The 25,468-nt window shown below is 44.6% G+C and carries 25 protein-coding genes; 5 read left to right on the top strand and 20 right to left on the bottom strand.

Annotation, left to right across the window (positions count from 1 at the left end; genetic code table 11):
- Window positions 1-38 precede the first annotated feature (38 nt).
- Both VEJY3_RS10650 and VEJY3_RS25315 read right to left on the bottom strand, forming a co-directional pair.
- Window positions 39-1,196, bottom strand: a complete 1,158-nt coding sequence (locus VEJY3_RS10650; RefSeq protein WP_014232476.1) for a patatin family protein — start codon at window positions 1,194-1,196, stop codon at window positions 39-41.
- Between the two features lie 33 nt (window positions 1,197-1,229).
- The gene (locus VEJY3_RS25315) at window positions 1,230-1,322 is read right to left on the bottom strand and encodes a YnhF family membrane protein (protein ID WP_020335625.1); all 93 of its coding nucleotides are present in this window, start codon (window positions 1,320-1,322) and stop codon (window positions 1,230-1,232) included.
- Between the two features lie 127 nt (window positions 1,323-1,449).
- On the opposite strand from VEJY3_RS25315, the gene VEJY3_RS10660 reads away from it, so the two are divergent.
- The 3 genes from VEJY3_RS10660 (at window position 1,450) to VEJY3_RS25320 (ending at window position 4,066) form a co-directional block, all read left to right on the top strand.
- Complete coding sequence (locus tag VEJY3_RS10660) at window positions 1,450-2,040, top strand: outer membrane beta-barrel protein (protein WP_014232478.1); 591 nt, start codon at window positions 1,450-1,452, stop codon at window positions 2,038-2,040.
- A gap of 467 nt (window positions 2,041-2,507) precedes the next feature.
- The gene (locus VEJY3_RS10665; RefSeq protein ID WP_014232479.1) at window positions 2,508-3,974 is read left to right on the top strand and encodes a sodium-dependent transporter; all 1,467 of its coding nucleotides are present in this window, start codon (window positions 2,508-2,510) and stop codon (window positions 3,972-3,974) included.
- A complete protein-coding gene (locus VEJY3_RS25320; protein ID WP_014232480.1) occupies window positions 3,971-4,066 on the top strand; it encodes a MetS family NSS transporter small subunit in 96 nt (31 codons plus the stop codon). The genes VEJY3_RS10665 and VEJY3_RS25320 overlap by 4 nt, the downstream gene beginning before the upstream one ends.
- Before the next feature lie 71 nt (window positions 4,067-4,137).
- Here the strand turns inward: VEJY3_RS25320 and VEJY3_RS10670 are convergent, their stop codons facing one another.
- The 17 genes from VEJY3_RS10670 to yceD all read right to left on the bottom strand — a co-directional run bounded on the left by VEJY3_RS10670 (window position 4,138) and on the right by yceD (window position 19,925).
- A complete protein-coding gene (locus VEJY3_RS10670; RefSeq protein ID WP_014232481.1) occupies window positions 4,138-4,548 on the bottom strand; it encodes a hypothetical protein in 411 nt (136 codons plus the stop codon).
- Between the two features lie 264 nt (window positions 4,549-4,812).
- A complete protein-coding gene (gene ptsG / locus VEJY3_RS10675) occupies window positions 4,813-6,243 on the bottom strand; it encodes a PTS glucose transporter subunit IIBC (protein WP_014232482.1) in 1,431 nt (476 codons plus the stop codon).
- A 485-nt stretch (window positions 6,244-6,728) separates the two neighbouring features.
- Complete coding sequence (locus VEJY3_RS10680) at window positions 6,729-7,187, bottom strand: hypothetical protein (RefSeq protein WP_014232483.1); 459 nt, start codon at window positions 7,185-7,187, stop codon at window positions 6,729-6,731.
- A complete protein-coding gene (locus VEJY3_RS10685; protein WP_014232484.1) occupies window positions 7,187-8,803 on the bottom strand; it encodes a PTS transporter subunit EIIC in 1,617 nt (538 codons plus the stop codon). Before VEJY3_RS10685 ends, VEJY3_RS10680 begins: the two co-directional genes overlap by 1 nt.
- A 445-nt stretch (window positions 8,804-9,248) precedes the next feature.
- Window positions 9,249-10,016: a TatD family hydrolase gene (locus VEJY3_RS10690; protein WP_014232485.1), complete on the bottom strand. Its 768-nt coding sequence runs from the start codon at window positions 10,014-10,016 to the stop codon at window positions 9,249-9,251.
- The gene (locus VEJY3_RS10695; protein WP_014232486.1) at window positions 10,007-10,969 is read right to left on the bottom strand and encodes a DNA polymerase III subunit delta'; all 963 of its coding nucleotides are present in this window, start codon (window positions 10,967-10,969) and stop codon (window positions 10,007-10,009) included. The genes VEJY3_RS10690 and VEJY3_RS10695 overlap by 10 nt, the downstream gene beginning before the upstream one ends.
- A gap of 25 nt (window positions 10,970-10,994) precedes the next feature.
- A complete protein-coding gene (gene tmk, locus VEJY3_RS10700; RefSeq protein WP_041170249.1) occupies window positions 10,995-11,627 on the bottom strand; it encodes a dTMP kinase in 633 nt (210 codons plus the stop codon).
- Entirely contained in the window at window positions 11,624-12,640 is a 1,017-nt protein-coding gene (gene mltG / locus VEJY3_RS10705; RefSeq protein ID WP_014232488.1) for an endolytic transglycosylase MltG, read from the bottom strand. The genes tmk and mltG overlap by 4 nt, the downstream gene beginning before the upstream one ends.
- Window positions 12,637-13,452, bottom strand: a complete 816-nt coding sequence (pabC, locus tag VEJY3_RS10710) for an aminodeoxychorismate lyase (RefSeq protein ID WP_041170250.1) — start codon at window positions 13,450-13,452, stop codon at window positions 12,637-12,639. The genes mltG and pabC overlap by 4 nt, the downstream gene beginning before the upstream one ends.
- 125 nt (window positions 13,453-13,577) lie before the next feature.
- Complete coding sequence (fabF, locus tag VEJY3_RS10715; RefSeq protein ID WP_014232490.1) at window positions 13,578-14,828, bottom strand: beta-ketoacyl-ACP synthase II; 1,251 nt, start codon at window positions 14,826-14,828, stop codon at window positions 13,578-13,580.
- A 93-nt stretch (window positions 14,829-14,921) separates the two neighbouring features.
- Window positions 14,922-15,155 (bottom strand): acyl carrier protein, encoded by a 234-nt coding sequence (gene acpP / locus VEJY3_RS10720; protein ID WP_004406112.1) that lies wholly within the window; start codon window positions 15,153-15,155, stop codon window positions 14,922-14,924.
- A gap of 247 nt (window positions 15,156-15,402) precedes the next feature.
- Window positions 15,403-16,137 carry a 3-oxoacyl-ACP reductase FabG gene (gene fabG, locus VEJY3_RS10725; RefSeq protein WP_014232491.1) on the bottom strand — a complete coding sequence of 245 codons (735 nt, stop codon included), beginning with the start codon at window positions 16,135-16,137 and terminating at the stop codon, window positions 15,403-15,405.
- Window positions 16,138-16,178: 41 nt separating this feature from the next.
- Entirely contained in the window at window positions 16,179-17,102 is a 924-nt protein-coding gene (fabD, locus tag VEJY3_RS10730; RefSeq protein WP_014232492.1) for an ACP S-malonyltransferase, read from the bottom strand.
- Window positions 17,103-17,178: 76 nt separating this feature from the next.
- Window positions 17,179-18,129 (bottom strand): beta-ketoacyl-ACP synthase III, encoded by a 951-nt coding sequence (locus tag VEJY3_RS10735; RefSeq protein WP_014232493.1) that lies wholly within the window; start codon window positions 18,127-18,129, stop codon window positions 17,179-17,181.
- 5 nt (window positions 18,130-18,134) lie between these two features.
- Window positions 18,135-19,160 (bottom strand): phosphate acyltransferase PlsX, encoded by a 1,026-nt coding sequence (gene plsX, locus VEJY3_RS10740; RefSeq protein ID WP_014232494.1) that lies wholly within the window; start codon window positions 19,158-19,160, stop codon window positions 18,135-18,137.
- Between the two features lie 10 nt (window positions 19,161-19,170).
- Window positions 19,171-19,341, bottom strand: coding sequence for a 50S ribosomal protein L32 (gene rpmF, locus VEJY3_RS10745; RefSeq protein ID WP_014232495.1), 171 nt, complete (start codon window positions 19,339-19,341; stop codon window positions 19,171-19,173).
- 59 nt (window positions 19,342-19,400) lie between these two features.
- Window positions 19,401-19,925 carry a 23S rRNA accumulation protein YceD gene (gene yceD, locus VEJY3_RS10750; protein WP_014232496.1) on the bottom strand — a complete coding sequence of 175 codons (525 nt, stop codon included), beginning with the start codon at window positions 19,923-19,925 and terminating at the stop codon, window positions 19,401-19,403.
- 149 nt (window positions 19,926-20,074) lie between these two features.
- Here yceD and VEJY3_RS10755 point away from each other — a divergent pair, with 149 nt between their 5' ends.
- Complete coding sequence (locus tag VEJY3_RS10755) at window positions 20,075-20,656, top strand: nucleoside triphosphate pyrophosphatase (RefSeq protein ID WP_014232497.1); 582 nt, start codon at window positions 20,075-20,077, stop codon at window positions 20,654-20,656.
- 56 nt (window positions 20,657-20,712) lie between these two features.
- Here VEJY3_RS10755 and rluC read toward each other — a convergent pair whose 3' ends face one another.
- Window positions 20,713-21,657 carry a 23S rRNA pseudouridine(955/2504/2580) synthase RluC gene (gene rluC, locus VEJY3_RS10760; RefSeq protein ID WP_014232498.1) on the bottom strand — a complete coding sequence of 315 codons (945 nt, stop codon included), beginning with the start codon at window positions 21,655-21,657 and terminating at the stop codon, window positions 20,713-20,715.
- Window positions 21,658-22,297: 640 nt separating this feature from the next.
- Between rluC and rne the strand changes: the two genes are divergently transcribed.
- On the top strand, window positions 22,298-25,387 hold the full coding sequence (rne, locus tag VEJY3_RS10765; RefSeq protein ID WP_014232499.1) for a ribonuclease E: 3,090 nt from the start codon (window positions 22,298-22,300) through the stop codon (window positions 25,385-25,387).
- Window positions 25,388-25,468: the final 81 nt, after the last annotated feature.

The raw sequence follows: 25,468 nt of genomic DNA on the forward strand, positions 1-25,468 counted from the left end.
GGAGCCCTTTTAACTTTCATCTGAAGCGAATGAAAACACTACGCGCTTTCACGCCCATCTAAGTCAAGATCAATATTCAGTTGGTCATAAAGCTGAACGAAGTTATAGCCAGCCTGCAAACCTAACTGATAGTCATGTTCTAAATCTTCAGGGTCGCTTAACAAAGAAGAGGACCGAAGCACTTCTCTGGGTGCAATCTGTAGAATAAAAGTATCATCTGGTGGCGTAGAGAGAAACGCTTGTGTCAGCTCGAATGTTTGATAATGGATCATCAACATATCAGCCAAACCGGAGTCGAAGTTTTCCCCGATAAGATGACTCAATCGATACAAGTTATCCGCCCCAAACAGCCATCGCCCGCCATTCAAAAGCATTTCGCCAGCCAGCTTAGATTGATGGGCCGTGTTAATTTTCTGCTGAAAAAAGGATGCCCAGTCTGACTTCCACTGGCTCACTTTCTGTTGCCACGATTGCTGCACGGAGTTTATCGATTCTCGATACCACTGGACAGACTTATCCCCGACTTCACTTTGTACTCTTGCGTCGATTTCTGAGTAAGGCTCCGTTCGGATAACAATAATATTGCGCGCATTCTGTCTCCACGCCTCCTGAGCAGGGATTGAGGCGGAAACGCCACCATCGACAAACTTACGCCCGCCAACATCGACTGGGCCAAGGTATAGTTTGGGAATCGCACACGTTGCCAACATGGTTTGAAACCAGGAATCGCCCAGCATAGGAAGGTACTGATCGGAAAGCGTCTCTACATCAGTCACGGCAGCAAAAGCCCCTCTAGTGCCCAGTGCTTTGCGCCCCATATCAAGGTCCAGTTTATAGGGAAAATCCTGAATTCTTTCCAGCGCCCATTCCAGCCCCAAATATTGCTGCTTACGAATGTAACGAAAAAGGTTAAAAAACTCAGGCGAGGTGGTCAATTCTGTAATAAACGCCTTGCCCATCCCATGCTGACGGCATAAATAAGGGCAAAGGTTTAGTGCACCTGCTGAGGTACCATAGAATTCATCGAAGGGATCAAAGTTGGACAGTAAAAATGCATCAAGCACTCCAGCGGTAAAAATTCCTCGCTGCCCTCCTCCTTGCGTGACAAGAGCAGTTTTGCCATGCCTGAAATGTTCGTAAACATTGATATCGAGTTCAGTATGGCTATCGGTGATTATACCGCTGTTACGTATCATCGGCTTAAGCCTTCTAATAAAGCTAAACTTAGATTAAGCCGAAGTAATCGCAATAATTCCGTATGACAAAAGAACTGCGAAAACAGCGGCAACGATGATTAGTGCGGATTTGAGATCGTGTTCCATAAACACCTCCTTGAACTGTAACAAATTAATAACACCAGCGTGAAACATGTTCAAGATTTGCTTAATTTGTTCGCACGATTTTGACTAAGCCATCACAATTAGCTTAGGCATAATAAGGAGATAGGGCATGAAGAATAACGTCGGCTATTTGATTGGAACTATTTTGATGAGCGTTGCTTTCAACGTCCAAGCAAATGTAATCGTCACACCATTTATTGGTTATACCGCTGGCGGCAAAGTGGAAGACACGAATGCCAATACCTACGACATTGATGCAGCGACCAGTTACGCGTTGGCAATCGAAACACCTTTTCTTCAGGGGCGAGTCGGTCTTTTTTATTCCTATCAACCAACAGAACTAAAATCACTGTCCAACTCAGCAGACATTCATTACCTGCAGTTTCAAAGTAGCCTCGCCTATCCCATTGCACAGGGTTGGCAGACATACGCCGGCTTGGGGTTAGGCGGCTCTTATACTGATGTGAACTGGGCGGATAAAAAAGTGGGTTTTTCTGCGAGTGCGTTTGCCGGTATTGAATATGAATACTCTCAAGCAATTGCTTTAACGGCACAACTACGTTGGCTAGGTACAGTCGTCGACAATGACACTTCAGGTTCATGCACATTGCCGTCTGATGGTTCCAACTGCATCATCAAGTATGACACCGATTGGATGAACCAATTTCAATCTAATGTCGGAATTAGTTTTCGCTTTTAACTGCAACACAATGACGAAACATCGTCTAGATGGTGTACAAAAGCTAGACGTACACCCTAAATAATCAAAATAGTCCTTATAACCATGTAATCGACCTCATTGCAGTCATTTGTTTTGAGATCAAGCTTACACAACTCAAATAAACTCCAGAAAAACGAATATTAACCATATTATAACCAGACAAAATACTATTATTAACATTTAGAATCTGTTGCGCTTGTAATTATTAGAAGTTAGTCTGAATAGCGAAAACAGATAAATATTTCAGTTTTATCAAACACACATCATAAATTTAAGAGTTAAACTCTAAATTCTTTCATGTGAAGCAGAATAAAAAATGGCAAATCAATAACTACTTAGAATTTAGGCCATAAAAACTGATGGATAGCAGTTTCCCTAACTTTTAATAAATTGCCCTGCTTTACAGAAAGAGCTTCATTCCTTAGGGAGTTGTACAGGAGTCAAATATGAAGCGAGAACAATGGGGATCCCGCGCGGGGTTCATCTTAGCAGCAGTAGGTTCAGCGATCGGTCTGGGTAACATTTGGCGTTTCCCATACATGGCCTACGAAAACGGTGGCGGCGCATTTTTTATTCCTTACCTTTTTGCCATGATCACTGCAGGTATTCCATTCATGATCCTAGAGTTCAGTATGGGTCAAAAATACCGTGGCTCAGCACCAAAGACACTAGCAAAGATTCATTCAAAATTTGAGTGGCTTGGTTGGTTTCAGGTGGGTGTCGCAGCAGTCATCGCCGTTTACTATGTAGCCGTGATCGGCTGGTCTATTTCTTACTTTGGTCTGTCGTTCAGCCAAGGTTGGGGAGCAGATACAAACGCGTTTTTCTTCAGTGAATACCTAAAGTTAGGTGATAACTCACCAACGAATCTAGGTAGTATCCAATGGAAGATTGCGTTGTCTATGGTCATTGCTTGGGCCATTACTTATGTTGCAATTGCAAGCGGCGTGAAATCAGGAATCGAGCGTGCATCTAAAATCATGATGCCAATTCTTTTCTTGATGGTGCTGTTCCTTATCGGGCGCATGGTGTTCTTACCAGGTGCACTGAACGGCGTGAACTACATGTTCGAACCAGACTTCAGCAAAATTTGGGACGTTAAAGTATGGGCAGCCGCTTATGGTCAGATCTTCTTTACCCTAAGTATTGGTTTTGCCATCATGCTGGCCTACTCTAGCTACTTGCCAGAAAAATCAGACATCACAAACAATGCGTTCATGACGGTATTGATTAACTGTGGTTTCTCTATCCTATCCGGCATCATGATCTTCTCAGTATTGGGCTACATGGCTCAGGAGCAAGGTAAACCTTTAACAGAGGTGGTTTCTGCGGGTGTGGGTCTTGCGTTTGTAACGTTACCAGCGGCAATTAACTTATTGCCAGCACCTTACATTCTTGGCCCACTGTTCTTCTTTGCTCTAGTTGTAGCAGGCTTAAGCTCTCATATCTCAATCATGGAAGCAGTAACCTCAGCAATTATCGACAAATTAAACTGGAGTCGTAAGAAAGCCGCAAACGTGGTTATCGGTACTGGTTTCGTCGTATCCATGGCATTCGCAACCAATGGTGGTCTGCTATTGCTCGACCTGGTCGATCATTTTGCAAACAACGTCGGTATCATGGTCGGTGGCTTAGTAGAAATCGTATTGATGGCATGGCTACTAAACCGTGTATCAGAAGTTCGTGGCTACGTTAACGAGCGTTCGGACTTCTCAATCGGCCAATGGTTTGAAATCTGCTTGCGTTTCGTGACACCACTTATGCTAGCTGTAATCTTAGCAACCAAGCTTTATGCTCTATTTACCGACGGCTACGGTGGTTACGATTTGACATTGGGCTGGGCATTGATCGCAGCACTCTTTATCTTCGGGCTATTAATTAACGCAGTAAACCGCAAGGAGAAAACAAAATGACAATCAGTGCAATCATCATGATGGTTCTTGGTTTAGGTATTACTTGGGGTGGTGCCGCCGTTTGTATCAAACGAGCGATGAATAAACAATAACCGTAACGTTAACAATAAAAATGCCGGCTTACTTAGCCGGCATTTTTTATTGGACGTTAATCAAATTGGTATTAGAAGCTGTATTTCACGCCCACTGCACCACCAAGCTGTAAGTCTACACCTTTGTACAGATCAAGCTCTGGATGTAGCTGTGCATACACATCCCAGCCCTGAGATAGGTCCCAATTGACACCTAGCGGTACGCGCACACCAAACTCATCGTCCCACTCGTACCAACCACCAACACCGACATACCAAGTCACTGGCACGTTTTGGTCGAACGTACCACGTTTAGCAATGTAATCAAAAGCCATGCCGTCGTTACCGATAATCCCACGGTACGTATTATCTATCTCAACAACAACGCTCAATTGCTGATCGACTGCCATACCAACAGCTAAATCAGATGTTCCATTAGCCGCCATTGCAGCGCCAGACGTCAGTCCTGCTGCCAGTATTATTAGTTTCTTCTTCATAACCATTATCAATTCTTAAAAAAACATCGTGCATAATTCAAACACGACTGGATTTTATAATGTCAATGAAGGGTAAGAAGGATGTAGGGATACGCTCAAAAAAGTAAAGATGAGTTTATTGTCACATGAATACGGCAAAGCACTTTAAGGAAGAAGTGTCGATATAGGAAGTTTGTACAACTATGAGGTGATTAACATATGAGGTTAGAGCACGCAGACATTAAAAAGGAGGCCGAAGCCCCCTTTCACACAAGTAATGGATAACTGAGATTAGCCGTGGTTACGAATCCACTCATCCATTTCTGTTTTTAGGTTATCAGACTTAGTACCGAAGATAGCCTGAACACCACCAGCTACAACAACAACACCTGCTGCGCCTAGCTGTTTTAGTTTGTCTTGGTCGACAGCTGCAGTATCAGCTACTGCAACACGCAGACGAGTAATACATGCATCTAAACCTGTGATGTTCGCTTTGCCACCGAATGCTGCTACTAGTTCACCGCCCATGTCTGAGCCAGAAGTTGTTGCAGCTGCTTCAGTTTCATCTTCACGGCCCGGTGTTTTTAGGTCAAGAGCAGTGATTACTGCACGGAACACAACGTAGTAGATAACCGCGTAAACCAGACCTACACCAATCATCAGAACCATCTTCTGAGCATTACCAGACAACACTAAGAAGTCGATAAGACCGTGAGAGAAAGAAGTACCGTGAACAAAGCCTAGCGTGTTCGAAACAACGTATGCAGAACCAGCTAGTAGCGCGTGGATTCCGTATAGTAGCGGAGCAACGAATAGGAACGAGAACTCGATTGGCTCAGTAATACCAGTAAGGAATGATGTTAACGCAGCTGACGCCATGATACCCATTACCTTCGCGCGGTTTTCAGGCTTAGCACAATGAGCAATAGCAATAGCTGCCGCTGGTAGACCGAACATTTTGAACATGTAACCACCCGCTAGCTGACCGAAGCCATTACCAGCAGCACGTGATGCTTCATCAGCAACAAGGTAACAAGTTAACACGCCGTTTTGAGCTTGGCCTGCAGCGTTAACACATTTACCTGCTTCGAAGAAGAAAGGTACGTTCCATACATGGTGTAGACCGAATGGAATCAGTGAACGCTCAACAATACCGTAGATACCAAATGCTAGCTGTGGGTTTTGATCCGCCGCCCAGTGAGAGAACGCACTGATACCGCTACCAATTGGTGGCCAGATTACAGAAAGGATAACACCAAGAATGATCGCACCAAAGCCAGTAATGATTGGCACTGCACGTTTACCCGCGAAGAAGCCAAGGTATTCTGGTAACTGAATCTTGAAGAAACGGTTGAATGCCCAGGCAGCCAAACCACCACTTAAGATACCGCCTAGTACACCAGTATCGATTTTTTCAACACCCATGACGCCAGCCATTACACCAAGCGTCGCTGTCATAATACCGTAACCAACGATTGCAGCCAGACCTGCTACACCATCGTTATTTGTGAAGCCTAGAGCAACACCGACAGCAAATAGCAAGGCCATTTGGCCAAATACAGAACCACCAGCTTGTTCCATTAGGTTAGAAACAATCTCTGGAATGAAACTCAGATGGGCAGCACCAACACCCAGAAGAATACCTGCAACCGGCAATACCGATACTGGAAGCATCAGTGATTTACCGACTTTTTGCAGGTTAGCAAAAAGGTTTTTGAACATGTTCAAGCTCCTGATAAGTATATAAGTATTATTTGGGTACTAACGGCCACCCCCCGTAGCCTAAATGTTAGCACCCAATTAAGATGTAACCACAAATTGAGTATATTTTATGGCTCAAAATATATTATTGATAACCCTCAAAGTTCGATGACAATAATCCTTTCAAGATCACGAAAACAACAAATTGATTGGCAAATTACTCTAAAAAATGCGACTCATACCACCTATCAATACCTTATTATTAAATATAAATACGGCGAATATCACTAAAAGAATAAAGTAGACAAAATCGCAGCGTCAATTATGAGTTCAATAAACACCAGATCTATAAATTGACGAAAAAATCTATCAGAAGCATAGGCGATAAATAGCACTTAGGATGCTGAAATCGAGAATAAATTAAAAATGAAGGGATGATGAGTTTAGGCTTTTTAGAATATAAAAAAGCCCGCTGACTTATCGCGGGCTTTTACTAGAAAGAAATGTTACTTCTGAGCTTGCTGGGCGTGGACCTCATGCAAAGGTTCTCTGTCATACATGTAAAACTGTATCGCTGAGTACGCGGCATAAAGCCCTAGCGTTGCAAGAAAATATACAATCTTCTCTCTTTCACGAGATAAATATGATGACAAATCAAGTTGCGCAATCCCGCGACTGTTCTCTACTTGAAGCAGATACTTACCTAACGACTTGTTTATCATTTTAAAACAAACCGCGCAGTATCCTAGGTAGATGCCGATATAGGTCAACAGCATAATCACTACCGTTGCCAATAAAACCGGCAGAGCCATATCATCGTTTAGTGATAAGCCCGAAACCTTATCGCTCCATAAACTAGACACGAGAAGTGCGAGAACAGACAAGACGACCTGAGTAAACATCTTAGCTATCATCAGGTCGACAACGAATGCGCCTGTTCTACGAAATTTGTCACCAATACTCATTATTTACCAAGTAGCGAGTTAATTTGAGCTTTGTAACCAGCAGCTTCAGCACCGTAAATAGCCTGAATACCAGTGTCGCCAACTTTCACTAGACCACGAGCACCAAGCTCTTGAGTCCAGTAATCGTTATCTTTAACGTCAGCACCACTTTTCACAGTGATACGTAGACGAGTGATACAAGCATCAACGTCAACGATGTTCTCAGCTCCACCAAGTGCTTCGATCATGTCTTTTGCTTTTTGGTTGTCACCAGCACCGCCTTTCGCTGCGTGGTAGTCTTTCTTAGATACAACCGCTACTGCGCTGCCTTTGCGACCCGGAGTTTTAATGTCGAACTTAACGATAAACCAACGGAAAACAAAGAAGTAAACGAACGCGTATGCGATACCCACTAGAGGAATGTAGTACCAGTGGTTTTCAACACCAGTTACACCAGGAAGGATACCGAATAGTGAGAAGTCAATGAAACCACCACTGAACGTCATACCTACTTTAACATTCAGCATATCCATCAGCATGAACGATACACCAGCTAAAGGCACGTGGATCGCGTAGTAAAGCGCTGGAGATAGGAATAGGAATGTAAATTCGATTGGCTCTGTGATACCCGTTAGGAATGCAGTTAGAGCTACAGAGAACAGTAGACCACCTGCTGCTTTCTTGTTTTCGTCATCCGCTAGTGTGTACATCGCGTATGCTGCAGCTGGCAAACCAAACATCATGAACGGGAACTTACCAGTCATGAAGTTAGTAGAAGTAAACTGAGAGAAATCGCCAGACGCTAGAGATGCGAAGAAGACGTTTTGTGTACCTTTGATCACTTCACCAGCAACTTCTGCTGTCGCGCCGATTTCTGTCTGCCAAAGTGGCAAGTAGAATACGTGGTGCAGACCTACAGGAATTAGAGAACGCTCGATAACACCGAAGATGAAAGAAGCAATGTAGCCGTGGCCAGATGCTGTCATTTCACCTAGTGCCGCACCGATAGCGCCGAACGCAGCACCAAAGAATGGCCAGATGAAAGTCAGAACGATACCGTAGAACAGCGCTGCGAAAGCACTGATAATAGGAACAAAGCGAGCACCGCCGAAGAAACCTAGGTAATCAGGCAGTTTTGCATCGTGGTATTTGTTATGAAGAACGACAGTGATTGCACCAGCGATCAAACCACCAAACACACCCATACTTAGCGTATTAGCAATACCTAGCGTATCAGCCAAGACACCCGCGTATTCACTACCCATAAGGATAACAGTGTTTGCGTCAGCGTTGATCATGTTTGCAACGACTAGCGTTTTAGCGATAGCAACGTTCATAACCAAGTAAGAGATAAGAGCCGCTAGTGCTGCAGCACCTTTTTCTGCACGAGCGAAGCCAACAGCAATCGCTAGAGCAAACATTACTGGAAGGTTTGCAAATACAATACCGCCAGCAGCAGTCATAACTTGTAGGAAGCTGTTTAACAGACTTCCGTCTTGAAGCACATCGATATTGTACGCTTCGATCATTGTTGGGTTAGTAAAACTACCCCCGATACCCAACATGATACCCGCAGCTGGTAGCAAAGCGATGGGCAGCATAATGGATTGCGAAAGTTTACTAAAGAAACCTTTCATTAGTTTTGCTCCTGATAGAATTTTTAGAATAGTTAGAGGGCTAGCGGCACACCCCCGCAGCCTGAATGCTAGCCTCTATGGAATATATAACCGCGGACGCGATATATTTTCCGGCTCTAAATATATCTCGTAACTGGTACCGGTTTCTAGCGGATGCTTGAGATTAGTTTCAAAGTAATATGCAGATCACAGTCCAAAAGCCGCTAAGCAATGCATTACATCTAATATAAAGCTTTGATTTATTTGAACTTATTAATTAACAACATTAATTTTAAAGAGTAAATAAAATAGCCATCATTGTTACTTTTTATCACAAAATAAAGCCCGATTAATTTGACACCACAAAATCAACAAAATCAGTTAACTCATCAGGTTTATATATATAAGACGGTAATTTGATATAAAAAAAGGGGCAAAGGCCCCTTTTTTATCAAAATCTTTATATCTATCGTAAAAAAAGATTTCTGAAGTTTTCGGTAGTTTTTTGTGCAACCTCTGAAAGAGAAGCCCCTTTAAGCTGCGCGATGTAAGCTGCCACCTCGACAACATAGGCTGGCTGATTCTCTTTGCCTCGATGAGGAACGGGTGCTAAATAAGGTGAGTCAGTTTCAATAAGTAGCTTGTCCAAAGGAAGTGTCTTCACCACTTCTTTGAGTTCCGTTGCTTGACGGAAAGTGACGATCCCTGAAATAGAGATGTAAAAGCCTAAATCTAACGCGGCTTCAGCAAAAGCGAGATCTTCCGTAAAGCAGTGAATCACTCCACCGCACTTCTCTGCTCCACCGTTACGCAGAATATCTAATGTATCTGCACGAGCGTTTCTCGTGTGGATAATCAGAGGCTTATTAAGTTCAACCGCAAGTTCAACATGCTGCTCAAAACGTTCTTTTTGTAACGCCGCCGTTTCTGGCTTGTAGTGATAATCGAGACCCGTTTCACCAATCGCCACCACCTTATTGTGTGAAGCGTGCTGATGAAGTGTATCCAGAGAAAATGCACTTTCTACATCCAGAGGGTGAACGCCGCAAGAAGCGTAAACATTCTGGTATGGCGTAATCATTTCCAACATGTTAGGAAACGAGTCTAAAGTCACCCCTACAGAGAGCAACTCTGTCACATTAGCCTGTTTGGCTTTGTTAATAACGTCTTCCACGCTAGTGTGGAGATCGTCGTAATTCAGTTTGTCCAAATGACAATGCGAATCTACGAACATAATGCCTCTCGTGATTCAATTAACCAATTCATAGATAATAGCTCAACGTTTAAGCCCGGAAATGCTTGCAGTTGAGCCTTGAGTTCCATCAACTTCTTCGCTGATGAATATAAACCGTTGTAGTTTGTTTGCTGAAGCTGATGAGCTCCCGGTAAAAGATCGCTTTCGGAAACACCAAATTGAAGCTTTTGAGCATCGGTGAGCAAATACCAGGCCCAGTTTATGGTGTTGTCAGGATTCTTCGCCATGTAAGACGCGCATCTTGATAAGTCTGCAACAACAGATGTCATCGCTTCGATGAAGTCCTGTTCGAATGTCAAATACTCATCCAATTCACCACTACTTTTTGCCTCTAGCGTTTTTATTGGTGACCCCATATTAAGCTTCAACGCATAACCAGGAAGATCGGATGCTCCGTTTTCTCTTAGCCACTGCATGGCTTGCTCGGTCGACGGTGGGGTAACGACCCAATGCTGACAGCGGCTGCGTATCGTCGGAAGTAAGCGCTCTTGATTATGCGTGACAAGCAAGAACAAGCACTTGTCTCCTGGCTCTTCAAGCGTCTTTAACAACGCATTAGACGCCGACTCATTCATCATGTCCGCAGGTTCAATAACAAATAAACGATAACCGTTGAGTTGTGATGACTCATGCGCAAGGCGATTACAAGCACGGATCTGATCAACCGTTATTGCTTTACCCTCTTTCTCTGGTTTAACCCAGTGCAAGTCTGGATGACTTTGCGATTGAACAAGCTGACAGCTATGGCAAAAGCCACAAGCTTCGCTACTGTAATTCTGACACAGAAGTGCGTGACTAAAACGCTCAACGAGTTGTTCAACGGCCAAACCAGGCTCACTTTGTATCAACAAAGCGCCGGGAATTCGGTCTGAGTCTAAACCCGCTTTTAGATTATCCCAAATAGGGTTGAGCCATGGAAAATCATTAAACATGAGTCATTTAAATCCTCGTTCGCGCTTATTGACGCGATAACCACTCATTCAACGCCTCTTGAATATCATGAGACACTTTCTCAATCGACTGCTCAGCATTGATCACGACCACCGATGGATCACTATTGGCAATATCCAAGTAACGTTCACGTGTGCGCTCAAAGAAGCTGATGTCCATCTTCTCAATACGGTCAAGCTCACCGCGACCACGAGCACGTTCCAGACCAATTCGAGGGTCGATATCCATATAAAGCGTCAGAGCCGGTTTAAAATCACCAAGAGTCGTATCACGAAGGTTCTTCATAAGTGATGCATCGATCTGACGGCCACCACCCTGATAAGCCTGAGAAGACATATCATGACGGTCACCCACAACCCACTGCCCGTTAGCTAGAGCTGGCTTGATGACGTTCTCTACAAGCTGAACACGTGCTGCGTAAAGCAGCAGCAATTCCGTCATATCCTGAAGCTCTTCACCCTCGTGTTCTTCTTTGACTAGCGCGCGCATCTTCTCTGCGAGCGGTGTGCCACCGGGTTCACGAGTATTGACAATATTTTCGATACCTGCAGATTTAAGAGTATCTAACACAGTTTGAATCGCAGTACTTTTACCCGCGCCTTCCAGGCCCTCTATGACAATAAAATTCGCTTTCATCATTTATTCTTTCTTAGTTCTCTTAAATAGGCTCTTACGGCACTATTATGCTCCGCAAGGGATTTGCTGAACACATGTCCGCCCTTTCCGCTTGCGACAAAGTATAAGTATGCGCTCTCTTCAGGGTTCAACGCCGCAACGATTGACGCTTCTCCCGCCATGGCAATTGGCGTTGGCGGCAACCCACTAATGACATACGTATTGTATGGAGTAGGCGTGCGCAGATCTTTTTTACGAATATTGCCGTCATACTCATCGCCCATTCCGTAAATCACTGTCGGATCCGTTTGCAAACGCATACGCTTGTTCAAACGGTTAACAAACACCGATGCAACACGCTCACGCTCTGAATCAATCGCGGTCTCTTTTTCGATAATTGAAGCCAAAATCAAAGCTTGGTATTTATCTTCAAGAGGCAATTTTTCCTGACGTGACGCCCATTGAGCATCAAGTATGCTATTTAATTTCTGATGCGCACGCTTTAGTAGCTGGCTTTCTGTGGTACCAGCAGTGTAATGGTATGTTTCTGCCAGGAATAGCCCTTCTAGCTTTTCACGTTCAATACCCAGCTTAGCCGCCATCTCCTTTTCAGAGAGTGCCGTCAAATCATGCTCTACGTAAGGTGCTTCTTTTAACAAGGCCAACCATTCAGAAAAGCGGCTGCCTTCTACAAAAGTAATCGCGAACTGATATTCTTTGCCTGTGTTGAGGTGCTCTAACGCTTGATAAAGCGACATCTTAGGCTCGAGTTGATACGTCCCTGCCCTAACTTGTAACAGTTCCGGATATAGACGCGGAATAAAACGAGTATATTCAGAAGACTCGATAACTTCTGCTTTCACCAAGTTACGTATTATTTGGTTAAAGCTTGTACCATTTTCTACCGTAAATAGCTGTGGTTGCTCAAGTAGAATTGGCTTATTTACGTATTGCTTCGCCTGTGAAACAACGTAAAAAACACCTGCTGCACCAATCAAAGCAATCAGTACAACAACAGCCAATAGTTTTTTAATCACGTAGTTAACTTCCCTTGCAGTCGTTGAGTCAGTTTTCCAATCGGAAATACGTTTTTCTTATTTTGTGTTGTAATGCTCGTTACAGGAGCCACACCTAATAGTGAGTTACACATCCAGACTTCGTCGGCATTGAGCACATCAGAAAGATAGAAGGCGTCTACCTTCACGTTGATGCTATTCGCCGAGCAAAATTCAAGCACCTTGCGACGCATGACACCGGCAACACCAGACAAACTTAAATCAGGCGTATAAACATTATTATCTTTAACCCAAAAAAGGTTGGCCATTGTAGTTTCAATGACATGATTTTGCACATTTAACGTTACTGCATCGGCAAACTCGGTCCCGTCAATTTCAGATTTCGCGAGCACCTGTTCTAAGCGGTTATTATGCTTGTGACCTGCAAGTAGCGGCTGAATACCTAAGCGAGTTTCACACACGCCAAGGCTTACACCATTTGATTGCCAAGCAGCGTAATGACTAGGGAAAGGGAAATTAGAAATGGTCACGGTTGGCCCTTCAATGCCATACGGGCTGTATCCGCGTCCACCCGTACCACGACTGATATGAATTTTCACGCCTGCATCATCATCTGACAAAGCTGCATTAGTGGCCCATTCAAAAACGACTTGCCAATCGGGGAAAGGAATGTGTAACGCTTTGAGACAGGCTTCCATCCTCGCAACATGCTCAGGCCAATATACCAACTGTCCCTTCTTAGTCAGGATTGTCGAGAAGCACCCATCACCATATTGAAAGGAACGATCGCTCAATGAGACATGTGTTTGTGGAATTCCATTTACCCAAAACATTCGGCTACCTTAAAATTTGTGGCTATCAAATAAAACAAAACGGCTCAATGCTAAGCATCGAGCCGTTAGAATACAAGTTCCACTTATCTAAATTGAGTTAGACAGTGTTACTCTGAAAACAAATGTTACTCAGCGAACTTTTTGAATACCAAAGAACCGTTTGTACCGCCGAAGCCAAACGAGTTACAGATTGCGTATTCCATACCTTCAACTTTGCGCGCTGTATGCGGCACAAGGTCGATATCCAGGCCTTCTTCAGGATCATCCAGGTTAATGGTTGGCGGAACAATTTGATCAACCAAAGACATAACCGTGATGATTGCTTCTACAGAGCCAGCAGCACCCAGTAGGTGACCTGTCATAGACTTCGTCGAAGAGACTAGAACTTGCTTAGCGCCTTCTTCACCAAGAGCGCGTTTAACACCCTTGATTTCAGCCACATCACCAGCAGGAGTCGAAGTACCATGTGCGTTTACGTAACCCACCTGTGTACCTTCGATTTTAGCATCGCGCATTGCAGCTTCCATCGCCAATGCACCACCTGAACCATCTTCACTTGGAGAGGTCATGTGGTAAGCATCGCCCGACATACCAAAGCCAACTAGCTCTGCGTAGATCTTAGCACCGCGAGCCTTAGCATGTTCGTACTCTTCAAGTACCATAATGCCAGCGCCGTCGCCAAGAACGAAACCATCACGGCCTTTGTCCCATGGACGAGAAGCTTTTTGAGGTTCGTCGTTACGAGTAGATAGCGCTTTAGCAGCACCAAAGCCTGCCATACCTAACGGTGTTGACGCTTTTTCAGAACCACCAGCAACCATAGCATCAGCATCGCCATAAGCGATCATGCGAGCAGCATGGCCGATGTTATGCAGACCAGTAGTACATGCAGTAGAAATCGCGATGTTTGGACCACGAAGACCACGCATGATAGATAGGTTACCTGCAACCATGTTTACGATGGTCGAAGGAACAAAAAATGGGCTAACTTTGCGAGGGCCTTTGTCTACTAACGCAGTGTGACCTGATTCAATCAGTTCCAGACCACCAATACCTGAGCCGATGGCAACACCAACTCGAGCCGCGTTTTCTTCGGTAATTTGTAAGCCAGAGTCATCAATTGCTTGCATACCTGCTGCGACGCCGTACTGGATAAACAAATCCATTTTACGAGCATCTTTCTTAGACATGTACTCTGTGCAATCGAAATCTTTCACAAGACCTGCAAAACGAGTTGAGAAGTTCGTAGCATCAAAGTGCTCGATATTCACAATACCACTTTGACCTTCTAGCAGGGCTTTCCAAGATGATTCTACTGTGTTGCCTACCGGTGACAACATACCCATGCCAGTGACAACTACACGACGCTTGGACACGATATAATTCTCCGGGAATTGAATATTTCTATGAGAGGATAGAAGAAGTTAGAAAGAACACAGGCGGTCTAGGAGACCGCCTGGGAGAGATAATTACTGAGCGCTGTTTACGTAGTCGATTGCAGCTTGAACAGTAGTGATCTTCTCAGCTTCTTCGTCAGGAATCTCAGTGTCGAATTCCTCTTCTAGAGCCATAACTAGTTCTACAGTGTCTAGAGAATCAGCACCTAGATCGTCAACGAAAGAAGCTTCGTTTTTAACTTCTGCTTCGTCTACACCTAGCTGTTCAACAATGATTTTCTTTACGCGTTCTTCGATGTTGCTCATTTTTTCTTTTCCTTTACAGATTTCGCCTAATGCGATGATTCCGTAGTTTATTCGAACTATTGAAAGTTGCAAGGGGGTCCTTGCTGGTCAAACCACAAAATTAGCGAATTTAACCGAATTTCAATACATTTTTGACTTAAATCATGCACAAATCTTGCGCATAAGCATGACAAGTTCATGACAGTAAAGTGCAACTATAAGCTATTCTTCACAATGTAAAATAGCTTATTTTGCCGAAACTGTCGTATTAAACCATGTACATGCCACCATTTACATGCAAAGTTTCACCAGTAATGTACGCTGCTTCAGGTGAAGCAAGGAAAGCTACTGCTGATGCAATTTCGCGAGGATCACCCAAACGACCTGCAGGAACGTTAGACAAAGTTGCCGCACGTTGCTCGTCATTTAATGCCTTAGTCATGTCAGTTTCGATGAAACCTGGAGCAACAGTGTTTACTGTTACACCACGAGAAGCAACTTCACGAGCCATCGATTTAGTGAAACCGATCACACCTGCTTTTGCTGCTGCGTAGTTAGCTTGGCCTGCATTACCCATAGTACCCACTACAGAGCCTACGTTGATGATACGACCTGCACGCTTTTTCATCATGCCACGCAATACCGCTTTAGACATACGGAAAATTGGTGTCAGGTTAGTATCGATGATGTCATTCCACTCATCATCTTTCATACGCATTAGTAGGTTATCACGAGTGATACCTGCGTTGTTTACTAGAATATCGATCACACCAAACTCATCATTGATGGTTTTTAGTGCCGCTTCGATAGACTCAACGTCAGTAACGTTAAGTGTCAAACCTTTGCCGTTTTCGCCTAGGTATTCGCTGATAGCAGCTGCGCCACTTTCAGACGTCGCAGTACCAATAACTGTTGCACCACGTTCAACAAGAAGTTCAGCAATCGCACGGCCAATGCCACGGCTTGCGCCAGTCACTAGAGCGATCTTACCTTCTAGATTCATCATGTTGTGTTTTCCTTTTGTTATCGTGTCTTAACGCTAAATTATTTAGCCGCTTCTAACGACGCTACGTCGTTACCAGCCGCTGCACTTAGTGTCTTCACGATACGTTTTGTTAGACCTGTCAACACTTTGCCAGGACCAAGCTCAAGAAGATTCTCTACGCCTTGCTCACTCATCAGCTGTACGCTCTCAGTCCAACGAACTGGGCTATGTAGCTGGCGAACAAGCGCGTCTTTAATTTTTGCCGGATCAGTTTCAGCCACCACATCAACGTTGTTGATCACTGGAAGTTGTGGCGCATTAAACTCAATAGACTCTAGAGCAACAGCCAGTTTTTCTGCCGCAGGTTTCATTAGAGCACAGTGAGAAGGCACTGAAACAGGAAGAGGAAGCGCACGCTTCGCACCCGCTTCTTTACATAATGCACCCGCACGCTCTACTGCATCTTTGCTACCAGCGATAACAACTTGACCAGGAGAGTTGAAGTTAACCGGAGATACCACTTCGCCTTGCGCTGCTTCTTCACACGCTTTTGCGATAGATTCATCATCTAGGCCAATGATTGCGTACATTGCGCCAGTGCCTGCAGGTACGGCTTCTTGCATTAGCTGACCACGAAGCTCAACCAGTTTGATTGCTTCTTTAAAGTCAATCACACCTGCACATACTAGTGCTGAATACTCACCCAAGCTGTGACCTGCTAGGTTTGCAGGTTGCTCAAGACCAAGTTCTTGCCATACACGCCAAATAGCCACAGACGACGCTAACAATGCAGGCTGTGTACGGAACGTTTGATTGAGGTCTTCAGCAGGGCCATTTTGAACAAGCGCCCATAGATCGTAACCTAGTGCGTCAGATGCTTCTGCAAATGTTTGTTTTACTACGTCATATTGTTCGCCAAGCTCAGCCAGCATACCTACTGCTTGAGAACCTTGGCCTGGAAATACGATAGCAAACTTGCTCATGTTGTTTTCCTTTAAGCAATGTAAAAAGAAATAAGATGCACTTAAGTGCACCTTAAATTTTGAATACTCGTGAAACTTAGAACTTCACCAGAGCAGAGCCCCAAGTGAAACCGCCACCAAATGCCTCTAGTAGCAAAGTTTGTCCACGCTTGATGCGGCCATCGCGCACCGCTTCATCCAACGCTGTCGGAACGGTCGCTGCCGATGTATTACCATGCTTGTCTAAGGTCAATACCACTTGATCCAAAGACATTGATAGTTTCTTAGCTGTCGCTGAGATAATTCGGTAGTTCGCTTGGTGCGGTACTAGCCAGTCTAGCTCAGACTTGTGCATGTTGTTGGCTTCAAGTGTGTCTTTAACCAATTTAGACAATTGAGTTACTGCAACCTTGAATACTTCGTTGCCAGCCATGTGAAGCCATTTGTCAGCATCTTTACCACGCTCAGGCACTGGTAAGCTCAATAGCTCACCAAATTGACCATCCGAGTATATGTGAGTAGAGATGATGCCAGATTCTTCACTTGCTCCAACAACAACGGCACCCGCGCCGTCACCAAACAGAATAATGGTAGAACGGTCAGTCGGGTCACATGTTTTTGACAATGCGTCTGCACCAATCACCAATACGTTTTTACACATACCTGTTTTGATGTGCTGGTCAGCTACAGATAGAGCATAAACAAAGCCAGAACAAGCAGCGGCTAAGTCAAAAGCCGGACATCCTTTAATGCCAAGCTTTCCCTGCACCTGACACGCAGATGAAGGGAAAGTATGGCTACTGCTGGTAGTAGCTACAATGATAAGATCGATGTCGTTCTTATCTATACCTGCCATATCGATAGCGTTTTCAGCTGCGTAGAATGCCATGTCAGCGACAGTTTCATCTTCTGCTGCGATTCGACGCTCTTTAATACCCGTGCGAGCAACAATCCACTCATCACTTGTATCTACCATTTTCTCTAGATCTGCGTTAGTACGCACCTGAGATGGCAGGTAGCTGCCAGTACCTAAAATTTTGCTATACATGAAGACTAATAATGCCTCTCGAGTAAAACCGCTTCCAAACGATCGCTAATACGGCCTGGTACTTGTCGTTTGACCTCGTGTACTGCCTCTCCAAGTGCATTGACAATTGCAGATACATCAGCACTTCCATGGCTTTTAATGACAATGCCGCGCAATCCTAGCAAACTTGCGCCGTTATACTGGTCGGGGTTCAGTGTTTTTAGTTCATTAAATAGCCGAGAAAACAACTTTCTAGCAATCCAACCCTTTATCGTAGACGCCATCATACTGGTTTTAATTTTTTCGATAAAAAGTTGTGCTGTTCCCTCGCTGGCCTTTAAGCATACGTTACCAACAAACCCATCACAAACGATGACATCGGCAACGTCATGCAATATTTGATTACCTTCAATATAACCAACAAAATTAATTGCGTCGGTTTGAGAAAGCATTTCTGCACAGCGCTTAACGAGATCATTGCCTTTTATCTCTTCTGCACCGATATTGAGAACCGCTACGCGAGCGGGATGACCCAGGTGCTGTTCAGCCAACGCGCTGCCCATCACGGCAAACTGGAACAGGCTATCGGCATCGCAAGATACATTCGCTCCCAGATCCAACATCCAAGTGCGCTTTCCGCTGATTGTTGGCAATGCAGACACTAAAGCAGGACGATCAATGCCAGGTAGCAATTTGAGAATAAAACGTGACAGCGCCATCAATGCACCAGTGTTACCACCACTGACACAAGCATCGGCTTTTTGCTCGGAAACAAGATCGATGGCTTTACGCATCGAGCTATTTTGGCTATTGCGTAGTGCTAAAGAGGGCTTTTCTGAGTTAGAAATTACTTTCTCCGTATGGAGAATAGTCAAACGAGATTGGGTAGAAGCACCTAATTGAGATAATTCAGACGTGATCGAGGATTGATCACCAATAAGGATCACTTTTAGCTCTGGGAAATGAGACAGTGCCTGCACGGCGGCAGGCACTGTTACGCGAGGACCGAAATCCCCGCCCATTGCATCAAGTGCAACGGTAATAGTTTGCAAAGGTTCAACCTTACTTGTTGATAACCTTCTTGCCACGGTAGTAACCTTCAGCAGTTACGTTGTGGCGTAGGTGAGTTTCACCAGAAGTCGCGTCTACAGATAGAGCAGCTGTAGTTAGCGCATCGTGTGAACGACGCATACCGCGCTTAGAACGAGTTTTACGGTTTTTCTGTACGGCCATTGACCCTACTCCTATACTATTGGGTTAAAAACCTGAAGAAGAATCGGCTACCACACCTATTACTTTTTCAGACTTTTCAAAACGTCGAATGGATTCGGTTTCTTTTCCTCAATTTCTTCAGGAAGCTCACCAAAAACCATGTTATTTGAATCAACGCTACAATCCGCTTCATCGTGCATCGCAATTTGAGGTAATGCTAAGATGAACTCGTCTTCAACCAGTTGTATAAGGTCTAATTCACCGTACTCATTTAGATCTACCAAATCATAAATTTCCGGTGCTTCCTCTTCTGTCTTCTCACCGTAGTAAGGAGTGTAAAGGAATTCAACTTCACACTGATGTGTGAATACCTCATTACAACGCTGACACTCTAATTCGACTTCGATGTTAGCTTTACCAGAGATAACAACAAGTCGCTGTTCATCTATCTCAAATGACAATGAGACTTCTGCGTCGCGTTTTACGCCTTCAGTTGCTTCCGCTAAGCGTTTGAAAAGACTAGCTTGGATGATGCCATCGTAATCCAATCGTTTCTGTGCCGCCTTCGCCGGATCAACCGTTCGCGGTATTTTTACCTTTTGCATAGGGCGCGAATCTTATCTTCCAAATCAAAATTAGTCAAAGAAAAAGGCAAAAAAGTTGTACTTTTTTACGCTTAACATACAGAGCATTAGCCAGAATCATTTTTGATCGATTATCCTATCGGAAATGCTCCTGCAAATTGTAATTCAAAATGAAAAATTACCAACTGGTTTTAGCCTCAACTTCCCCTTTTCGCCGACAACTGATGGAAAAACTCTCAGTACCGTTTATTTGCCTGTCACCTGATTGCGATGAAACTCCGTTAGACGACGAAAAACCTGTAGAACTTGTGATGCGGTTAGCCGCGAATAAAGCGACGTCTTGTACAACAGATCAACCAAGCCTAATCGTCGGTAGCGATCAAGTTTGTGTGATTAACGATAAGATCGTTGGCAAACCACTCAATCGTGAAAATGCCATCGATCAGCTACTTGCGCAAAGTGGAAACGTGATTACTTTTTATACCGGCCTTGCCGTACACAATACTGCGACTAACCATACCGAGGTTGGTTACGATACTTTCGAAGTTCACTTCCGGGATTTAACTCGTGAACAAATAGAACGATATGTAGACAGAGAAGAGCCATTTTACTGCGCAGGCAGTTTCAAAAGTGAAGGAATGGGGATTTGCTTGTTCAACAAGCTTGTAGGGAAAGACCCGAACACGCTTGTCGGGCTACCACTCATTGACTTGATTGATATGTTGCGTGTTCAAGGGTTTGATGTCCTTTAACTCAAATAGAACTAAGGGAGCCAATGGCTCCCTTAGTTTAAGCGAGAAAAATACCGTTAAGCTTTTCTTAAACCAGCCAGCACTTTCTCTAACTTAGGTTCCATCTTCGCGTTAATTTCCATCCATTCATCATTTGAAGGGTGCTGGAACTTAATATTCGCCGCATGAAGGAACAACCTATCCAGACCATACTGACCAGTGTAAGCATCAAAACGGCGGTCACCATAACGGTCATCCCAAGCGATTGGGTGCCCGGCGTACTGCGTATGGACACGAATTTGGTGTGTACGCCCAGTGATCGGGCTCGCTTGAATCAAGGTCGCCTGTTCGAACTTCTCCAAGATCTTAAAGCGTGTCTCAGATGGCTTACCGTTTGGATTAACACGAACGATGCTGTTTACTTCATTTTTCAACAATGGCGCGTTAACCACTTTACAACTGCTTTTCCACTGCCCCATCACCAGTGCAAAATAAAACTTCTTCACTGTTTTTGCTCGGAACTGTGCTTGTAGGTGGCGAAGCGCTGAACGCTTTTTAGCCACAAGTAAAATACCAGAGGTATCACGGTCAATACGATGCACAAGCTCAAGAAAACGTGCTTCAGGACGTAAAGCACGCAGCGCTTCTATCGCACCAAACTTCAAACCACTACCGCCATGAACCGCGGTCCCGGATGGTTTGTTGAGAATAAGCATATGGTCATCTTCAAAAATGATCATATCTTCAAGCTCAGCAACGCGATTAAGTTTCGTGCTCGGCGCTACGTCGTCTTCTTTCTTCTCCATAGTAACCGGAGGAATACGAACCAGATCGCCCGCTTTTAGTTTGTACTCTGCTTTAATACGCTTTTTATTAACGCGTACCTCACCCTTTCGCACGATTCTATAAATCATGCTTTTCGGAATGTCTTTTAATTGGTTGCGCAAAAAGTTATCAATGCGCTGCCCCGCCATGTCTTCATCGATGTCGACAAACTGGACTTTAGTTCTTATTTCGCTCATGCGCGCTATTGTAAACGCAAATACTCGTGACTTCACATTATTCTTTCTGCAAAAGAAACACTTGCCAGCGCAGACTGGTCTGAAATCGCCCAAGCTTTTGTTTAAATTATTAAAACTCTCTGTCAAGATTTAGGTTTGTTTTGTGTCTTCATCACTTTACACGATTCAATTGTTTAGGAAACAGCCAGTTATAAATTACAAAATTTGAATTTTGTGGCAATTTTTCTATCGTTTGCACCAAAGCAGATTGCTGATAGCGACGTGCACTGCTATAGTTCACAGCTGCTAAGGAAGGTTTGGTTACATTTTATTCACTACCATTCATTACTCCTCAAGCAGTGTGAGTAGAACGTTGAAAGTCAGGTGCTGCAATTGGCGTAAGACACGTTGAATTCAACACACTTGCCACCCTACTCCTCGCATATTCACGTTGAGTACCTACCGCCCTAATAGCGGGTCACAAGTCTGCGTTTCCGACAGAAACCTAAAGAGATTTGTGATAACTGAAGTGCCCTAGAGCATCCCCTTCCAGCCGGGAGGCTGCAAAATATAAGTCATGGGATCAGGCACCGTGGAAAAGCGACCAAACAGTGGCAAGTCGACAAGAAAGATATAAAAGAAAAGACAACGAGAATTTTCAATGAAAAGAATGTTAATTAACGCAACTCAAAAAGAAGAGTTGCGTGTCGCTCTGGTTGATGGCCAGCGACTTTTCGATCTTGATATCGAGAGTCCAGGACATGAATCAAAAAAAGCGAATATCTACAAAGGACGTATCACACGTATTGAACCAAGCTTAGAGGCCGCATTCGTTGATTACGGTGCTGAGCGTCACGGTTTCCTCCCTCTCAAAGAAATTGCCCGCGAATATTTTCCAGAAGGTTACACCTACCAAGGCCGTCCAAGCATTAAAGAAGTGCTGACAGAAGGCCAGGAAGTAATTGTACAAGTGGAAAAAGAGGAACGTGGTAGCAAGGGCGCAGCTCTGACTACTTTCATTTCTCTAGCAGGTAGCTACCTTGTTCTTATGCCTAATAACCCTCGTGCTGGCGGTATCTCTCGCCGTATCGAAGGTGACGAGCGTACTCAACTAAAAGCTGCATTAAGCACATTAGAACTGCCACAAGGCATGGGTCTGATCGTGCGTACCGCAGGTGTTGGTAAGAGTGCAGAAGAACTTGAATGGGATTTGAACGTACTACTAAACCACTGGGGGGCGATCAAAGATGCATCAGACTCTAACCCTGCTCCATTCCTGATCCACCAGGAAAGTAACGTTATTGTTCGCGCAATTCGTGACTATTTACGTCGTGATATTGGTGAAATCCTTATCGATAGCAACACCATTTATGAGCGTGCAAAAGCGCACATTCAATTGGTTCGCCCTGATTTTATTAACCGAGTTAAGAAATACGACGGCGAAGTGCCACTGTTCAGCCACTACCAAATTGAAAGCCAGATTGAATCTGCTTTCCAACGTGAAGTGCGCCTGCCATCTGGTGGTTCAATTGTTATCGACCCAACAGAAGCATTGACTTCTATCGATATCAACTCTGCTCGCGCAACTAAAGGCGGAGATATCGAAGAGACAGCACTGAACACTAACTTAGAAGCAGCCGATGAGATCGCTCGTCAGCTACGTCTACGTGACCTAGGCGGTCTGGTTGTTATCGACTTTATCGACATGACACCTGTTCGCCACCAGCGTGAAGTAGAAAACCGTCTGCGTGAAGCTGTTCGTTTAGACCGTGCTCGCGTACAAATTGGTCGTATCTCTCGTTTCGGTTTGTTGGAGATGTCTCGTCAACGTTTGAGCCCTTCTCTTGCAGAAGCGAGCCACCACATTTGTCCACGTTGTAGTGGTACGGGTGTTGTTCGTGACAACGAATCTCTAGCGCTTTCTGTTCTTCGTCTAATCGAAGAGGAAGCACTGAAAGACAATACTGCGCAAGTATTGGCTGTCGTCCCAGTGCCAATCGCGTCTTACCTATTGAACGAAAAACGTCGTTCGGTTAACCACATCGAACGCATTCAAGAAGTAAAAATCACGGTTGTTCCTAACTCTGATATGGAAACACCGCACTTCGAAGTGATTCGTGTCCGTGAAGGCGAAGAATTTGATCTGATTTCTTACCTACTTCCTAAGAAACTGGAAGCGTTGAAAGAAGCAGAAGGTAAAGATCCTGTAGAAACGGACATCAAACCTAAACGACTAGAAGAACCAGTACTTAAGGGCTTTGCTGCACCTTCACAATCTGCACCTGCTCCAGCTTCTAAGCCAGCACCAGTGGCGAAGAAGAAGGAAAGCGATGAAGTGAAGAAAGAAGCTTCGCCTGGTCTGTTTAGCCGTTTATTCAAAGCGCTTGGTAGCTTCTTATTCGGCGGTTCTCAAGAAGTAAAAGAAGAGCCTAAGCAACAAGAAGAGAAAAAGCCTAGTCGCGACAACAAGCGTAACAAGCGAGATCGCAACGATCGCCGTCGTGGTAATCAACGTGATAACCGCGATAATCGAGATAACCGCGATAACCGTCGCCGCCGTAAGCCTCGCGACGAGCAAGCTACTGAGCAGAATGATACTCAGCAGCAACAAGCCGCTGGCCAAGCAACCGGCAATAAACCGCAAAACCGTAACCAGAAGCGTAAGCCTAAAGCTCAACAAGCAGAAAATGCTCAAGAGCAAAAAGCGAATGCAAAAGTAGCGGAAAAAGGCCTTCAACTTGCAGCCGAAGCTCGTTCTGAAACAAAACCTGAAAGCAGCAAAGCGAAACCAAACGCTAACGCTAATGCTAAAGCAGAAAAAGTTAAAGAACGTCGCCAACGTCGTAAACTAAACAAATCTGTTCGCGTTAAAGATCAGCAGGCTGCTGAGCAAGCTGAAGAAACACTAGTTAAAGCTACTGAATCTGTTGAAGCACCAGTAGAGAAACCAGTAGTAGAAGCAGTAGAAACTCAGCAAGAAAACAAGCAAGCCGAGTCTAAACAACGTCGTAATCGTCGTTCACCGCGTCACCTTCGTGCAAGTGGTCAACGCCGTCGTCGTGGTCGCGATCGTCGCCCTAACCCATTCCGCCTACGCAAAGGTGGTGTTGCCTCTCCAGAGATGGCAATGGGTAAAGTGATGCCACGTTACATTCCAAAACCAGCGCCTAAGAAGGAAGAGCAAGTTAAGGAAGAAGCAGTAGTTGCTGCAGTACCGGCTATGCAAGGTGGTTTCGCTTGTCCTGAGATGGCAATGGGTAAAGTGATTATCCGCCGCGAACTACCAGTCGTTGCAGAGCCTAAAGCTCAAGAACCGGTTAAAGTTGAAGCGCCTGTTGTTGAACCAGTGGTTACTGAACCTGCTGTTGTTGAGCAAGCACCTGCGACACCAATCGTGGAAGAAAAGGCACCTGTTGTTGAAGTAACTGCACCAGTGACAGAAACGACAACAGAGCAACCTGTAGAACCAGTAGTTGAAGCTGTTGCCGAAACCATTGAAACGGTAGAAGTAGAAGAGGTGAAAGCACCAGCTCCTGCTGAAGTTCAAGAGATTGTCGTGGATGTGACCAAAGCGGTCGCTAAGCCAAACGCAAGTGCACCAATGACAAAAGCTCCGGGTCCTCAAGAGCTGCGTGAAATTGAAGTTGCTGCGGCGCCATTTAAAGCTGACCGCTACCAGCCTAAAGGCGCTGGTAGTCAAGTAGCGAAAAACCAAGCTTCTGCAGCGATGACTAAACCAAACTTCAACTAGTTTGAGTTAGTAATTAGCTGAAAAGCAACTAAAAAGGCTGTCAAATGGCAGCCTTTTTTACTTTCCGTTGAATCAACTTTC

The organism is Vibrio sp. EJY3, assembly GCF_000241385.1.
GTDB classification, from domain to species: domain Bacteria; phylum Pseudomonadota; class Gammaproteobacteria; order Enterobacterales; family Vibrionaceae; genus Vibrio; species Vibrio natriegens.

Excerpts from the sequence above, each read along its gene's own strand:
- fabG (WP_014232491.1), bottom strand. The coding sequence starts at position 16,137 with ATGAATCTAGAAGGTAAGATCGCTCTAGTGACTGGCGCAAGCCGTGGC.
- VEJY3_RS10755 (WP_014232497.1), top strand. The coding sequence starts at position 20,075 with ATGAAAAATTACCAACTGGTTTTAGCCTCAACTTCCCCTTTTCGCCGA.
- VEJY3_RS10660 (WP_014232478.1), top strand. The coding sequence starts at position 1,450 with ATGAAGAATAACGTCGGCTATTTGATTGGAACTATTTTGATGAGCGTT.
- fabD (WP_014232492.1), bottom strand. The coding sequence starts at position 17,102 with ATGAGCAAGTTTGCTATCGTATTTCCAGGCCAAGGTTCTCAAGCAGTA.
- VEJY3_RS10695 (WP_014232486.1), bottom strand. The coding sequence starts at position 10,969 with ATGTTTAATGATTTTCCATGGCTCAACCCTATTTGGGATAATCTAAAA.
- VEJY3_RS10670 (WP_014232481.1), bottom strand. The coding sequence starts at position 4,548 with ATGGTTATGAAGAAGAAACTAATAATACTGGCAGCAGGACTGACGTCT.
- VEJY3_RS10650 (WP_014232476.1), bottom strand. The coding sequence starts at position 1,196 with ATGATACGTAACAGCGGTATAATCACCGATAGCCATACTGAACTCGAT.
- pabC (WP_041170250.1), bottom strand. The coding sequence starts at position 13,452 with ATGTTTTGGGTAAATGGAATTCCACAAACACATGTCTCATTGAGCGAT.
- VEJY3_RS10735 (WP_014232493.1), bottom strand. The coding sequence starts at position 18,129 with ATGTATAGCAAAATTTTAGGTACTGGCAGCTACCTGCCATCTCAGGTG.
- VEJY3_RS10680 (WP_014232483.1), bottom strand. The coding sequence starts at position 7,187 with ATGAGTATTGGTGACAAATTTCGTAGAACAGGCGCATTCGTTGTCGAC.
- ptsG (WP_014232482.1), bottom strand. The coding sequence starts at position 6,243 with ATGTTCAAAAACCTTTTTGCTAACCTGCAAAAAGTCGGTAAATCACTG.
- VEJY3_RS10685 (WP_014232484.1), bottom strand. The coding sequence starts at position 8,803 with ATGAAAGGTTTCTTTAGTAAACTTTCGCAATCCATTATGCTGCCCATC.
- yceD (WP_014232496.1), bottom strand. The coding sequence starts at position 19,925 with ATGCAAAAGGTAAAAATACCGCGAACGGTTGATCCGGCGAAGGCGGCA.
- VEJY3_RS25315 (WP_020335625.1), bottom strand. The coding sequence starts at position 1,322 with ATGGAACACGATCTCAAATCCGCACTAATCATCGTTGCCGCTGTTTTC.
- VEJY3_RS10690 (WP_014232485.1), bottom strand. The coding sequence starts at position 10,016 with ATGTTCGTAGATTCGCATTGTCATTTGGACAAACTGAATTACGACGAT.
- rne (WP_014232499.1), top strand. The coding sequence starts at position 22,298 with ATGAAAAGAATGTTAATTAACGCAACTCAAAAAGAAGAGTTGCGTGTC.
- VEJY3_RS25320 (WP_014232480.1), top strand. The coding sequence starts at position 3,971 with ATGACAATCAGTGCAATCATCATGATGGTTCTTGGTTTAGGTATTACT.
- tmk (WP_041170249.1), bottom strand. The coding sequence starts at position 11,627 with ATGATGAAAGCGAATTTTATTGTCATAGAGGGCCTGGAAGGCGCGGGT.
- rluC (WP_014232498.1), bottom strand. The coding sequence starts at position 21,657 with ATGAGCGAAATAAGAACTAAAGTCCAGTTTGTCGACATCGATGAAGAC.
- acpP (WP_004406112.1), bottom strand. The coding sequence starts at position 15,155 with ATGAGCAACATCGAAGAACGCGTAAAGAAAATCATTGTTGAACAGCTA.
- VEJY3_RS10665 (WP_014232479.1), top strand. The coding sequence starts at position 2,508 with ATGAAGCGAGAACAATGGGGATCCCGCGCGGGGTTCATCTTAGCAGCA.
- rpmF (WP_014232495.1), bottom strand. The coding sequence starts at position 19,341 with ATGGCCGTACAGAAAAACCGTAAAACTCGTTCTAAGCGCGGTATGCGT.